Origin of the sequence: Nocardia uniformis NBRC 13702 (assembly GCF_001613345.1) — a bacterium.
Lineage (GTDB): Bacteria > Actinomycetota > Actinomycetes > Mycobacteriales > Mycobacteriaceae > Nocardia > Nocardia uniformis.
This window is the reverse complement of record NZ_BDCE01000030.1, coordinates 1-13,295: the sequence shown is the minus strand read 5'-3', so window position 1 is coordinate 13,295 and position 13,295 is coordinate 1. Positions and strand designations below refer to the sequence as shown.

Annotated in this window: 10 protein-coding genes; 5 read left to right on the top strand and 5 right to left on the bottom strand. The window is 66.3% G+C overall.

Going from position 1 to position 13,295, the window contains the following annotated elements; all coding sequences use genetic code 11:
* Positions 1-145: 145 nt before the first annotated feature.
* The 4 genes from NU1_RS08595 to panB form a co-directional block, all read right to left on the bottom strand.
* Positions 146-1,159: a CHAD domain-containing protein gene (locus NU1_RS08595; protein ID WP_067519166.1), complete on the bottom strand. Its 1,014-nt coding sequence runs from the start codon at positions 1,157-1,159 to the stop codon at positions 146-148.
* A gap of 19 nt (positions 1,160-1,178) precedes the next feature.
* Positions 1,179-2,135, bottom strand: coding sequence for a prolyl aminopeptidase (gene pip, locus NU1_RS08590; protein WP_067519164.1), 957 nt, complete (start codon positions 2,133-2,135; stop codon positions 1,179-1,181).
* Positions 2,135-2,626: a hypothetical protein gene (locus tag NU1_RS43090; protein WP_245720006.1), complete on the bottom strand. Its 492-nt coding sequence runs from the start codon at positions 2,624-2,626 to the stop codon at positions 2,135-2,137. Before NU1_RS43090 ends, pip begins: the two co-directional genes overlap by 1 nt.
* A gap of 147 nt (positions 2,627-2,773) precedes the next feature.
* Positions 2,774-3,631, bottom strand: a complete 858-nt coding sequence (panB, locus tag NU1_RS08580) for a 3-methyl-2-oxobutanoate hydroxymethyltransferase (RefSeq protein ID WP_067519173.1) — start codon at positions 3,629-3,631, stop codon at positions 2,774-2,776.
* A 353-nt stretch (positions 3,632-3,984) separates the two neighbouring features.
* Here panB and NU1_RS08575 point away from each other — a divergent pair, with 353 nt between their 5' ends.
* From NU1_RS08575 to NU1_RS08555, 5 genes are all read left to right on the top strand, one after another.
* Complete coding sequence (locus tag NU1_RS08575; protein ID WP_212761734.1) at positions 3,985-5,508, top strand: alpha/beta hydrolase; 1,524 nt, start codon at positions 3,985-3,987, stop codon at positions 5,506-5,508.
* Positions 5,509-5,614: 106 nt separating this feature from the next.
* A complete protein-coding gene (gene glnA / locus NU1_RS08570) occupies positions 5,615-6,955 on the top strand; it encodes a type I glutamate--ammonia ligase (RefSeq protein WP_067519170.1) in 1,341 nt (446 codons plus the stop codon).
* Positions 6,956-7,083: 128 nt separating this feature from the next.
* Positions 7,084-10,119, top strand: a complete 3,036-nt coding sequence (locus NU1_RS08565) for a bifunctional [glutamine synthetase] adenylyltransferase/[glutamine synthetase]-adenylyl-L-tyrosine phosphorylase (RefSeq protein WP_067519160.1) — start codon at positions 7,084-7,086, stop codon at positions 10,117-10,119.
* A 130-nt stretch (positions 10,120-10,249) separates the two neighbouring features.
* Complete coding sequence (locus NU1_RS08560) at positions 10,250-11,173, top strand: helix-turn-helix domain-containing protein (RefSeq protein WP_245720005.1); 924 nt, start codon at positions 10,250-10,252, stop codon at positions 11,171-11,173.
* A 5-nt stretch (positions 11,174-11,178) separates the two neighbouring features.
* A complete protein-coding gene (locus tag NU1_RS08555) occupies positions 11,179-11,703 on the top strand; it encodes a dihydrofolate reductase family protein (protein ID WP_067519168.1) in 525 nt (174 codons plus the stop codon).
* A 65-nt stretch (positions 11,704-11,768) separates the two neighbouring features.
* On the opposite strand, the gene NU1_RS08550 is transcribed toward NU1_RS08555, so the two are convergent.
* Positions 11,769-13,085 carry a hypothetical protein gene (locus NU1_RS08550; protein ID WP_067519157.1) on the bottom strand — a complete coding sequence of 439 codons (1,317 nt, stop codon included), beginning with the start codon at positions 13,083-13,085 and terminating at the stop codon, positions 11,769-11,771.
* Positions 13,086-13,295 lie beyond the last annotated feature (210 nt).

The window sequence follows — 13,295 nt, the reverse complement described above, 5'->3', positions numbered from 1 at the left end:
GGGCGGCCAGGCGATGTCGACGAAGGCGGTCAGGTGCTCAACGAAGGCGGTCAACGAAGGCGGTCAGGCGGCTTCACGAACCTCGACCCGGATCAGCACCTGGCAGGCTCGATTCGGTCCGTCACCTGGAATCCGGTTCGGTCCGTCAGCCGGAATAGCTGTCGCGCAGGAATTCCGTTGCGGCCGGATACTGTTCGAGCACCTCGCGGGCGGCGGCGGCCTCGTCGTCGCAGAGCACCTGCCAGGCGGGGTCGTCGCTACCTTCGGAGCGTTGCCGGATGGCCGCTTCGGCTTCGACCGCGTCGCGGTGATCGCCGAGGACCGATTGCAGTTTCTTGGCATTGGAGGAGAGCTTCTTCGCGGAATCGCCGAGGATGCCGGTCGCGGCGTCGGCGGCGTAGCGCAAGCGTTTGGCGGCCTTGCGGATTTCGTGCATATGCTCGACGCGTTCGGCTTCGGGAAGGCCGGGTTCGCTGTGAACCAGGCGGTGCACCCGATGGAAATCCTTGCGCAGCACGGAGTCGCAGAACTTCGTCGCGTCGCGTTCGGCATACTTGGTGCGCAGTGGGGGATCGGTGAGCAGGGACCGCAGGCACTCGGTGAGCGACCGGTAGCGATCGCTGTCCAGGGCTTCCATGATTTCCGCGTGCGCACTCGCGTAGGCGTCGCGTTCGGCGGTGAGCAGTCTGCCGCGCAGATCGATTCGGGAGGTGGATCCACCATCGATCGCGGTCACCTCCGCCGTACGCGAAACACGCTTACCGGTCGCGGACTTTCGGCCGGGTGGGCCGTGGCCGTCCCGGCGAGCGGGTTTCGCCCGCCGCGTACCGCTCTCGCCCCGGGCGCGGGACTTCTTCGGCGCCAATTCCGGATGCCGGTCCAGTAGCGCCTCGAACCGCTCCGCCCGCACCTCGGCATCGCGGGCGACCCCGAGCAGCCCGGCCAGCCAGCGCAATTCATCGCGTAGCTCGTCGATCGGACGCTGCTCGAAGATTCGGCTGTAGGAGCGCAATACGCTGCGCAACCGTCGGGTCGCCACCCGCATCTGGTGTACCGAATCCGGAAGATCCTGGCGTACATCGGGTTCGGCGGACAGCAGCCGATCCACATCGTCGGCGATAGCGGCGACCAGAGCTGGACCGGCTGCTGTGTGCGTCATGGGCGAGACTCACCGTGCTTCATGGGCGGAATTTATCCGTGGCCTCAACCAGATGATGGATGATGCCGGGTTCGGAGGCGGCGTGACCGGAGTCGGACACGATATGTAATTGCGAATTATGCCACGCCTTGTGTAGATCCCACGCGCTGACCGCCGGGCAGACCACGTCGTGGCGGCCCTGCACGATGACACCCGGAATATCGGCGATGCGGTCGATATCGCGCAGCAGCTGACCGTCGTCGAGGAAGCCGCCATTGTTGAAATAGTGGTTCTCGATCTGCGCGAACGCCAGCGCGAACCGGGGATCGGCGGTCTCGGCCACCCGGTCTGCCTGTGGCAGTAGCGAACTCGTCGAACCCTCCCATACCGACCAGGCGATGGCCGCCGCGGTGGCCGCCTCCTTATCGGGTGAGTGCAGCAGCTGGTGATACACCTGCACCAGATCGCTGTCGCGCTGATGCTCCGGCACCGGTGCCAGGAATTTCTCCCACTCATCCGGGTAGAGGTTCCCGGCCGCGCCGTTGTAGTACCAGTCGATTTCCTTGCGCCGCAACAGGAATATGCCGCGCAGCACCAGCTCGGTCACCCGCTCCGGATACTTCTGCGCATAGGCCAGCGCCAGCGTGGAACCCCACGATCCGCCGAATACCTGCCACCGGTCGATACCCAGATGCGCGCGCAGCGCCTCGATATCGGCGATCAGATGCCAGGTCGTATTGGCTTCCAACCCGGCCCCATCGGCGATATGCGGTGTGGACTGCCCACACCCGCGCTGATCGAAGAGGACGATCCGGTACGCCTGCGGGTCGAAGAACTGCCGGTGGAATGCCGCGGTCCCGCCGCCGGGTCCACCGTGCAGGAATACCACCGGCTTGCCGTTCGGGTTCCCGCTTTCCTCCCAATAGATCCGCTGCCCGTCGCCGACGTCCAGCATTCCTTGCTGATCGGGTTCGATCGCCGGGTACAGGCCGCGCATCAGAACGCGATTCCGGAGGCCAGATCCGACAGTTCGAGAGCCTTGATCGCCTCGGCATGGGTGTCCGGGCACTGCGCGATCATGATCCGGTCCACCACGCCCTTATCGGAGAGCACCTGCACATTGATGCCGCCATTGCGCAGCGCCCACTCGTGCACGCTGCCATTGAGCGAGATCTTGCCCAGTGTCGGTCCCTGCACACGCCAATCCGACAGCTGCGGTTCGATGATGTCGCACAACTGCTTGGCGACGTCATCGGACACGGTCACCTGGGTCGGCGAGGTGGTCGGCGCGCCGGTGGTGGTCTCGGCGGTGGTGCTCTGCGGAGCCGAAGATCCGGTCGGCTCGCCGGAACCGGTGGTGCTGCCACCACACCCCGCGGTCAGTGCGACGGCCGCCGCAGTGGCTACCAGCAGCGCCGCGCGCCGCGTCTGAAGCTTGCTCGTCCAACGGCGTTGCGACATGCGTTCCCTTTGATCGATTGAACTCATCGATAACGAGTCTGCCACCGTTTTACCGAGCTGGGCCGAGCAGTATCGCCGCCCCCAGACGGAAATAGCGAACAGCTATATCCGAATGGGGGCGGTTTCCGGATGGACGGTAGGCGGCGGCGATGCCGACGAGGCCGCCCAGTGTTCTCAGAAGCTGTGTTCGGGACCCGGGAAGGTGCCCTGCCTGACCTCATCCGCGAAAGCGGCTGCGGCGCTGCGCAGTTCGTCACCGACATTGCCGAAACGCTTGACGAACTTGGCGGTCTTGCCGCTGGTGAAACCCGCCATGTCCTGCCACACCAGCACCTGCGCGTCGCAATCGCTGCCCGCGCCGATACCGACGGTCGGAATGGTGAGCTTGCGGGTGACCTGTCCGGCCAGCTCGGCGGGAACCATCTCCATGACCACGGAGAACGCACCCGCCTCCTGTACCGCGATGGCGTCGGCAACGAGCTGTTCGGCACCGTCACCGCGCCCCTGCACGCGGAACCCGCCCAGCGTATTGACGCTCTGCGGGGTGAAGCCGATATGCGCCATGACCGGAATACCGGCGGCGGTGAGCTTGGCGATCGTGTCCGCGACCCGTTCGCCGCCCTCCAGCTTCACCGCGTGCGCGCCGCCCTCCTTCATGAAGCGGACAGCGGTCGCGAGGGCCTGCTCCGGCGAGGACTCGTAGCTGCCGAACGGCAGATCGGCCACCACCAGCGCATGCGGAGCGCCGCGTACCACGCCGCGCACCAGCGGAATCAGTTCATCGATGGTGATGGGCACCGTGGTGTCGTAGCCGTACACCACATTGGCGGCCGAATCGCCGACCAGCAGGACCGGGATCCCGGCTTCCTCGAACAGCCGCGCCGAGGAGTAGTCGTACGCGGTGAGCATGGACCAGCGCTCACCGGACTGCTTCATCTGCAGGAGATGCTGTACGCGCGTCTTGCGCTTGGCAGCGGTCTTCGGGGCTTGACCAGCACCGTAGGCAGGGGTTTCCGCATCGGATACGGACATCATCGTCCCTTTCGTCGTCCTCGAGGCCCATACGGGTCCCCGGGTTGTTATGACGACTTCAGTCTGCCACTCCAACCCGCCCCGCTCAGGATGGAATTCCTCACAGTGTTTTCGGCCGCCGCTGCGCGCCAGCAAGTTCGCGGCCCGGCCGTCCGGTTCTTCCCTCCCTCCGCTCCTCCGCTTCGCTCCCCCGCTCCACTCAGTCCAGAACCGAACCGGGCCGCGAACCTGCTGGCGCAGTGCGGGGAGCTGAACGCTCGGTACGGGAGCTGCGGTGTGGTCGTGAAGGTGTGGTGGGGTCGTCGTCCGTAGCGGGGCGGAGGCTGAACAACCAGCGTGGCACCATCATCGGCATGGGGTTCAAGCGATCGGGTCCGGCCATGCTCATGGCCGCGGCATTGGTATTGGTGGCGTCCGCGTGTGGCACCGAGGTGACCGGGGAACCGGTTGCCGTCGGGCCCGCGGATATGGAGTCGTTCTATGGCCAGAGTGTGAAGTGGGGTAGCTGCGCGAAATTCAGCGAGGAAGAACTGCCCTCCGACACCGAATGCGCATACGTCCTCGTGCCCGTCGACTACGCGAATCCGGACGGCGATACCGCCGAGATCGCAATCTCGCGGATCAAGGCCAGCGGTCAGAAAATCGGTTCGCTGCTGTTCAACCCCGGTGGCCCCGGCGTCTCCGGCCTGACCATGAACACCGTCGGCGACGACACCGTACTGGCGGAACGCTTCGACCGCATCGGCTTCGACCCGCGTGGTATCGGCGCGTCCACCCCGGCCATCACATGCCTGACCCCCGCTGAAATCGATGCCGAACGCACCGAGAAGCCCGAGGACAATGACCCGGCGGGGATCTCGGCCCAGGAGGCCGACAACAAGCAGTACGCGGACAAGTGCGTCGAACGCACCGGCAAGGATTTCCTCGCCCACGTCGGCACCCGGGAAGTGGTGCAGGACATGGACATTATTCGGGCGGTGCTCGGTGACGACAAGCTCAGCTACGTCGGCTACTCCTACGGCACCCGTCTCGGCTACTCCTACGCGGAGAAATTCCCGGACCGGGTGCGGGCACTGGTCCTCGACGGCGCGCTCGACCCCTCGCAGGATCCGGTGCGGGAGTCGGTATTGCAGGCCGCCAGTTTCCAGCAGGCCTTCGACGCCTACGCCACCGAGTGCGCCACGCGCCCCGAGTGCCCACTCGGCACCGATACCTCGCAGTCGGTCAAGCGATTCCGGGAACTGGTCGACCCGCTGTGGGACACCCAGGCCGAGACCGACGATCCGCGCGGCCTGCACTACGGCGACGCCATTACCGGTGTGCAGCAGACCCTGTACTCCAACCGCTTCTGGCCCGCGTTGACCAAGGGGCTGAACGAATTGCGGGAGGGTCGCGGCGACACCCTGCTCGCGCTGGCCGATCTCTACCAAGGCCGCCGCGATGACGGCAGCTACGACAACACATCGGATGCCTTCAACGCCATCCGCTGTGTGGACGATCCGCGCGTCGATGATCGCGCCGTCGCCGCCGCCCAGGATTCGGAATACCGCCGCGTCGCCCCGTTCCTGGATGACGGTCGCGGTACCGGAGCCGCGCCCCTGGAGCTCTGCGCCACCTGGCCGGTGCCCAGTACCTCCATCCCGCACCAGATCTCGATTCCGGACCTGACCGAGGTGGTGGTGGTATCGACCACCGAGGATCCGGCTACCCCGTACCAGGCGGGTGTCGATTTGGCACGGCAGCTCGATGCCTCGCTGATCACCTTCGACGGCCCGCGCCACACCGTCGCGCTTTCCGGCGTGTCCGAGTGTGTCGATGGTCCGGTGGTCGAATATTTGGTGAACCTGACACCGCCCGCGGCGGCTCTCACCTGCTGAATTCCCCGGTAGGCACCCGGGGTGCGGTGCGGCTCCAGCAATAGCGCATTCGAGCCGCATCTCCCATGTAACACAGATTTAACTCCGGGTGCATACGCTCGCGAGCATGGATCGCCAGAAGGAATTCGTGCTGCGGACGCTCGAAGAGCGGGATATCCGCTTCGTACGGCTCTGGTTTACCGATGTCCTGGGTTATCTCAAGTCGGTGGCAATCGCTCCCGCCGAACTCGAGGGCGCCTTCGAGGAGGGCATCGGCTTCGACGGCTCCGCCATCGAGGGGTTTGCCCGGGTCTCCGAGGCCGATATGGTCGCCAAGCCGGACCCCTCCACCTTCCAGGTGCTGCCGTGGGCCACCTCCAAGGGGCATCAGCACTCCGCGCGCATGTTCTGCGATATCGCCATGCCCGACGGTTCGCCGTCCTGGGCTGATCCGCGGCACGTGCTGCGTCGCCAGCTGAACAAGGCCGCCGATATGGGCTTCAGCTGCTACGTGCACCCGGAGATCGAGTTCTTCCTGATCAAGCCGGGGCCGTACGACGGCTCCAGCCCGGTTCCGGTCGACAATGGCGGCTTCTTCGACCAGGCCGTGCACGACGAGGCCCCCAACTTCCGCCGCCACGCCATCGACGCGCTGGAATCCATGGGTATCTCCGTGGAATTCAGCCACCACGAGGGCGCACCCGGCCAGCAGGAAATCGATCTGCGTTACGCGGACGCGCTGTCCATGGCCGATAACGTCATGACGTTCCGTTACCTGATCAAGGAAGTGGCCATCGACGAGAACGTGCGCGCCACGTTCATGCCGAAGCCCTTCGCCGAGCACCCGGGTTCGGCCATGCACACCCATATGAGCCTGTTCGAGGGTGAGCAGAACGCCTTCAGCGATCTCGACGACCCGAACAACCTGTCGGCGACGGCGCGCGCGTTCATCGCGGGCATTCTCGAGCACGCGCACGAGATCAGCGCGGTCACCAACCAGTGGGTCAACTCCTACAAGCGGCTCATACACGGCGGCGAGGCCCCGACGGCGGCATCGTGGGGCCGGTCCAACCGGTCCGCGCTGGTGCGGGTGCCGATGTACACGCCCAACAAGTCGTCCTCGCGCCGCGTCGAGGTGCGCAGCCCTGACTCGGCCTGCAACCCGTACCTGGCCTTCGCGGTGATTCTCGCGGCCGGTCTGCGCGGTATCGAGAAGGGCTACACGCTGCCGCCCGAGGCCGAGGACGATGTGTGGTCGCTGACCTCGGCCGAGCGTCGCGCCATGGGCTTCCGGGAGTTGCCGGGCAGCCTCGATGAGGCGCTGCGGAATATGGAGAAGTCCGAACTGGTGGCCGAGGCGCTCGGCGAGCACGTCTTCGACTTCTTCCTGCGCAACAAGCGTCGCGAATGGGCCGACTACCGGTCCCAGGTGACGCCGCACGAGCTGAAGGAATACCTGGGCCTGTAGGCCCTGAAGTCACTGTCGCCGACGGGTTCCGCGAATTGTGTGATCACAGCGGAATCCGCTCGGGATATGTCCTGTAACCGAGCGGGTTCGTTACGACGCGTACCTCGCATGACATGTAATTTAGGAACATGGTCCGGCCACCGACTGCCCGTTCCGCGGTCCCAGGTGTCGGACGGCTCGGTTTACTCGAGCCGTCGGCAGCCAATTCTCTGCGAGAGTTGGCGTGGGACAACGTCGAGAGTGTTCCACTGCTCTGGGCGCTCTCGCGTTCCCCCGACGCCGATTTGGCATTGGCGTCGCTCATGCGGGTGCGCGAAGGGCTCGGAAACGACTGGGCCGCACTGGATTACGCCCTGCGTGAGGACACCTCGCTGCGTGGGCGGCTGTTCGCGCTGATCGGTTCGTCGAGTGCGTTCGCCGATCACCTCGCGGCCGATCCGAGCTCCTGGAAATTGCTGCGGCGTCGGGCCTTGCCCAACCGCGAGGAATTGCTGGCGTCGCTGCTGGACGCCGTGGGCGCGGAGCCGGAGGACGGGCCCAACGCCTCGCCCATGCTGCACCGTGCCAAGATCGCCGGGCCGGAAGTGGTGGCGTTGCTGCGCAAGCGGTATCGCGATGAGCTCATGTTGCTGGCGGCCATCGATCTGGCCGCCACCGTCGAGAATGAACCGGTCCTGCCGTACCAGCAGGTGGGCTGGCACCTCACCGATCTGGCCGATGCGGCCCTGACCGCGGCGCTGTCGGTAGCGGTGGCGCGGGTGTGCGCGGACCGGCCGGTGCCGGGACGGCTGGCCGTGATCGCCATGGGTAAATGCGGTGCGCGCGAACTCAATTACGTCTCCGATGTGGACGTGGTGTTCGTCGCCGAACCGGCCGATACCACCGCCACGCGGCTGGCGGCCGAGATGATGAGCGTAGGTGGGGCGGCCTTCTTCGAAGTGGATGCCGCGCTGCGACCCGAGGGTAAGGCGGGGGCGCTGGTGCGCACCCTGGAATCGCATATCGCCTACTACAAGCGATGGGCGCGCACCTGGGAATTCCAGGCGCTGCTGAAAATGCGGCCCGCCACCGGCGATCTCGAACTCGGCGAGCAGTACCGCGACGCGCTCATGCCGATGGTGTGGAGTGCTTCGGAGCGGCCCGACTTCGTGGCCGATGTGCAGGCCATGCGCCGGCGCGTGGAGGACCTCGTGCCCGCCGATCTGCGCGAGCGCGAACTCAAGCTCGGACACGGATCACTGCGCGATGTCGAATTCGCGGTGCAGCTCCTGCAATTGGTGCACGGCAAGGCCGATGACTCGCTGCACACCCAGGGCACGGTGGAGTCGTTGACGGCCCTGGCCGCCGGTGGCTATGTCGGCCGCGACGATGCCGCCAATCTCACCGCCTCCTACGAATTCCTGCGACTGCTCGAACACCGTTTGCAGTTGCAGCGACTCAAGCGCACGCACACGCTGCCAGCACCCGAGGACGAGGAGGGGATGCGCTGGCTGGCGCGCGCGGCGCATATGCGGCCCGATGGTCGCCAGGACGCGGTCGGGGTGCTGATCAGCGAGATCAAGCGCAATGCCGTGCGGGTGCGGCGACTGCACGCCAAACTCTTCTACCGACCGCTGCTGGAATCCGTTGCGCGCCTTGATGCCGCCTCGCTGCGGCTGAGTCCCGAGGCGGCGATACGGCAGTTGGCCGCGCTGGGTTACGGCGCTCCCGCGAACGCGCTCGGACACCTCAAAGCGCTCACCGGGGAGGTGGGGCGCAAGGGACGCATTCAGACGCTGCTGCTGCCCACGCTGCTCGAATGGCTGGGGGATACACCGGATCCCGATGCCGGGCTGCTCGCCTATCGGCGGGTATCGGAGGGGCTCGACAATGAGATCTGGTTCCTGCGCGAACTGCGCGACGAGGGAGCCATCGCACAGCGGCTCATGATCGTGCTCGGATCCTCGGCGTACCTGCCGGATCTGCTCATCAACGCACCCGAAACCATTCGCATGTACGCGGACGGTCCGAACGGACCGCTGTTGCTGGCCACCCAACCGGCCGATGTGGCGCGCGGAATCCTTTCCGGTACAGCGCGTTACGGTGAAGCCAAGCGGGCGGTGGCGACAGCGCGATCGCTGCGTCGGCACGAGCTCGCGCGGGTCGCCTCCGCGGATGTGCTCGGCATGCTCGAGGTGCCGCAGGTGTGCGGGGCGCTGTCCTCGGTATGGATCGCCACCCTCGAAGCCTCGCTGCAGGCGGCGATTCGGGCCAGCGAGGCCGAACTCGGCCGGCCCGCGCCCGCCGATATCACCGTGATCGGGATGGGGCGGCTGGGCGGTCTGGAACTGGGCTACGGCTCCGACGCCGACGTGCTGTTCGTCTGCGATCCGCGCCCCGGGGCCGATGAGACCGTCGCGGTGAAATGGTCCATCGGCATTGCCGAGCAGGTCCAGCGCCTCCTCGGTGCGCCCAGCACCGATCCGCCACTGCAGGTCGATACCGGACTGCGTCCCGAGGGCCGCAATGGCGCGCTGGTCCGCTCCCTGGCCGCCTATGCCGCGTACTACGGGCAGTGGGCGCAGTCGTGGGAGGTGCAGGCACTGCTGCGCGCCCGCTTCGTGGCGGGCGATCCGGAACTCGGTAAGCGATTCCTGCACGCCGTCGACCCGATCCGCTACCCCGAGGGTGGTATGTCTCCCGAGGGTGTTCGCGAAATCCGCCGCATCAAGGCGCGGGTCGATGCCGAACGCCTGCCACGCGGCGCGAACCCGGCCACCCACACCAAACTCGGTCGCGGCGGCCTCGCCGATATCGAATGGACCGTGCAGCTGCTCCAGTTGCAGCACGCCCATGCGGTTCCGGCCCTGCACAACACCTCCACCCTGCAATCTCTCGACGTCATCGAACAGGCCGAACTCGTCGACCCCGCCGATGCGGCGCTACTGCGCGATGCGTGGATCACCGCCACCAAGGCCCGCAATGCCCTGGTCCTGGTGCGCGGCAAACCCGCCGACCAACTGCCCGGCCCGGGCCGCCTGCTCTCCGCGGTCGCCAAGGTCGCGGGCTGGCGCAACGATGACGGCAGCGAATTCCTGGACCACTACATGCGGGTCACACGGCGGGCTAAAACGGTGGTGGAGCGGGTCTTCGGCGGCGAGGCCGAAAGCACCCAGGAGCGCTGACCGGTCCCGACCGGGTGCGCCCGCCTCTCGACGCAAATCGACCCTGGCCGAGAACACACTGGAGTGACGGCCCCGCAGGTGAGCAATTTCGGTCAAGCACGCCCGGGGTCCGACTTGGCAGACTCATCCTGTGCCCAAGAACGGACGAGATCGACTTCGCGAACTGCTCGATGCGGTGCTGCACGAGGACAACGCGACGCTGGGTGATATGGCGGCGGGAGCCTATATCTCGCCGTTTCATTTCGCGCGACAGTTCACGCGGGGCACCGGCGAGTCGCCGGTAGCCCTGCGGCGGCGAGTGCTGCTGGAGCGGGCGGCGTGGGAGCTGTCGTCCGGTGGGTCGGTGACCGAGGTCGCGTTCGCGGCGGGATACGACTCGGTGGAGGGGTTCAGCCGCGCGTTCAGCAAGGCCTACGGACATCCGCCGAGTGCCACCACCGAGGACCGGCGGCGGCGATGGCTGGTCGCGGCCAATGGGATTCACTTCCATCCACCGATGTCGCTGTGGGTGGCGAGAACGCCGAAAGGACGGTCCGATATGGACCCCACCACGCTGCTACTGCATCACGATGTCGACGACACACGCGAATTGCTCGCTGCGGCAGGCGCACTCACCGACGAACAGTACCGGCGCGTGCGGATTCCGAATTTCACTGTCGAGTCGTTCCAGAGCAAGGAGGAATCCATTGCCGCGGTACTGGCGCATCTCATCGAGACGAAGGAGATGTGGCTCGCGTCCATCGACGGTGCGGATATGCCCGGTGAGCGCGGCGATGACCTGTCCGGCCTGGTGAAACGCCACGAGCGGGTGGCGGCGCGCTGGCTCGACACCGTTCGTGAGATCGATCTGCGCGGCGGGTGGGGCGACACCCTGATCGACGCGCTCTGCGATCCGCCGGAGAGTTTCGTCATCGGCAGCGTGATCGCGCACGTACTCGGCTACTCGGCACATCGCAGATATCTGGTACGGCACTGGATTCGCACCGAATTACCGTCCACCGCAGATGAACTCGGTGACGGCGACCCTATCGCATGGCTCCAACGAAGAGGATGACCGCCATGAAGACCGTGTACTACACCGCCACCAGCGTCGATGGCTTCATCGCCACCGCCGACCACTCCCTGGACTGGCTGCTGTCGCGCCACTCCGATGAAGACGGCCCCATGGGATACAACCAGTTCATCACCGCTATCGGTGCGATCGCCATGGGCGCGAGCACCTATCAGTGGATCCTCGACAACGAGCCCGGTGAATGGTCCTACACGGTCCCCGCCTGGGTATTCACCCACCGCGAATTCCCCGAGTTCGAGGGCAGGGATATCCGCCTGACCGCCGAGCCGGCCGACATCGTCCACAAGCAGATGGCCGCCGCCGCACCCGGAAAGGACCTCTGGATCGTCGGCGGCGGCGACCTCGCCGGACAGTTCGCCGATCACGGCCTGCTGGACGAGATCATCGTCTCCATCGCACCGGTAACCCTGGGATCCGGCGCACCCCTACTCCCACGCCACCTCGAACTGAAGGTCACCGAGGTGGCCCCGAATGGTGAATTCGCCTGTGTCCGTTATGAGGTCGCGCGGTAGCTGCCACGCGACGGAACTGGGGGCGGTGGCCACCGATGTGGTGCCGCCACCAGTTCGCTCCCACCTCATCTGCGGCCCTCCCCGCTGCCGCTGCCGGGATCGAATTGTGCCGCAGGGATATCCGCGCCGATCGTGCCGGGCGGCAATGGCCGTGTAGTGCCGAGGAGTTCGTCCTCGCGGTTCCAGATCAGCCACTCCGGGCTCGTTCGGGTGGATTCCGCGTCCGCGCCTGCGGCGGCGGCCGGTGGGTACATGCCGGGAATCCAGTTCGCGCCGGAGCGTCCCGAACCACCGGAAGGCGCTGGTGTCGAGGTGGTTCCGGTAGGTGGGCTGCCCGGAATACTGCGGCCGGGATCGCCCGGAGTGAATGGCACACCACCCGGAGAGCTGGGTGAATACGGGGAACCGAGCGCCGGTGCCCCACCGCCGGGAGAGCCGGGGCCGGGCGTTCCTTGGCTGAGGTTCGCGGGTGTGGTCGAAGGGGTAGGTGCCGGCGTCTCAGTAGCCGAAGAGTCCTGCCACGCAGAGGTGTTTTGGTTCGCCGACTCGGGCTTGCGTGATGAACTCTCTTCGGCAGTAGCAGATGTCATCGTTGTCGAAGCTGGAACACTGTCTGGCGGAAGTGTCGAATCCGGTGCCCTCGCCGGTCCGGATCCGGTTCGTGTGGAACCGGCTCCAGTCGGGGCATGGCCGAGATCGGCAGGTGCGAGAAGTGTTGCAGGGCCACCATTCTCACCTGGCCGTACAGCGGGCCTGAAGGCAGGGACCCCGGAGCCCGCGGGCGGATATATGGGCACGTAGTTGGCGTCCAGCGCGGCCAAGGCGATCCGGTACTGCTCTTCCTCGAACACCGAAATGCTGTGTACGTCGCCCGGTGCGGGTCCACCCGTCAACGCGGCGAGAAACTCGGCCGTCGTACCCCGCGCCGGCTCCGCACCCGTAATCGGCGGTGGCGGAACAGATCTCTTCACCGCCTCGGCCCCGTACGCGGCGGCCATGATCCGGTGCCCCGATACCCGTACGACCTCCTCGATATCCGTCGCCTGCTGCACGAACGCCCGCGCGGCAGCATCGGCAGCCGTCGCGATCCGCCCCCGCAGCCCCTCGGCCAGCGCCGCCTGCACCGTCATATGCAGCCCGGCCACGGCCCCGCCCAGACAATTGGCAATACTCACCCACGTATCGGCGGACCCGTGCATGGCCCCGGGATCCATCTCCTGGACGCACCGGAATATCTCCTCATGCGTCACCCCCTCGAAATTCTCCAGGCGCGAGATGTAATCGGGGTCCACCCCATCATGCGAAATACCCCGCTGCTCCCGCTCGGCCCCCGCCTGCGCACGCTCGGCGGAGATACTGGTGCGCAACAGATCCGGGTCCATCACCGGCCCCTTCGTTCACGACGACTCATTCACTGCATTGGACGCGCCGGACCGCACGAAGGTTCCCGTGCGCAGTGGGGCACGTAGCGAAGGGCGTGTCGGCGCGCCACGGGGTGCGGCTCGGCCCCGGGTAGCGGAAGCAAACCCGCAACTATCGAGGTTGAAACTGCGGTGTCGGCATTCCCCCGTCATCCCGGCGTGCTTTTGGCC

Coding starts and splice junctions, on each gene's coding strand:
- NU1_RS08595 (WP_067519166.1), bottom strand. CDS start 1,159: ATGACGCACACAGCAGCCGGTCCAGCTCTGGTCGCCGCTATCGCCGAC.
- pip (WP_067519164.1), bottom strand. CDS start 2,135: ATGCGCGGCCTGTACCCGGCGATCGAACCCGATCAGCAAGGAATGCTG.
- NU1_RS43090 (WP_245720006.1), bottom strand. CDS start 2,626: ATGAGTTCAATCGATCAAAGGGAACGCATGTCGCAACGCCGTTGGACG.
- panB (WP_067519173.1), bottom strand. CDS start 3,631: ATGTCCGTATCCGATGCGGAAACCCCTGCCTACGGTGCTGGTCAAGCC.
- NU1_RS08575 (WP_212761734.1), top strand. CDS start 3,985: ATGGGGTTCAAGCGATCGGGTCCGGCCATGCTCATGGCCGCGGCATTG.
- glnA (WP_067519170.1), top strand. CDS start 5,615: ATGGATCGCCAGAAGGAATTCGTGCTGCGGACGCTCGAAGAGCGGGAT.
- NU1_RS08565 (WP_067519160.1), top strand. CDS start 7,084: ATGGTCCGGCCACCGACTGCCCGTTCCGCGGTCCCAGGTGTCGGACGG.
- NU1_RS08555 (WP_067519168.1), top strand. CDS start 11,179: ATGAAGACCGTGTACTACACCGCCACCAGCGTCGATGGCTTCATCGCC.
- NU1_RS08550 (WP_067519157.1), bottom strand. CDS start 13,085: ATGGACCCGGATCTGTTGCGCACCAGTATCTCCGCCGAGCGTGCGCAG.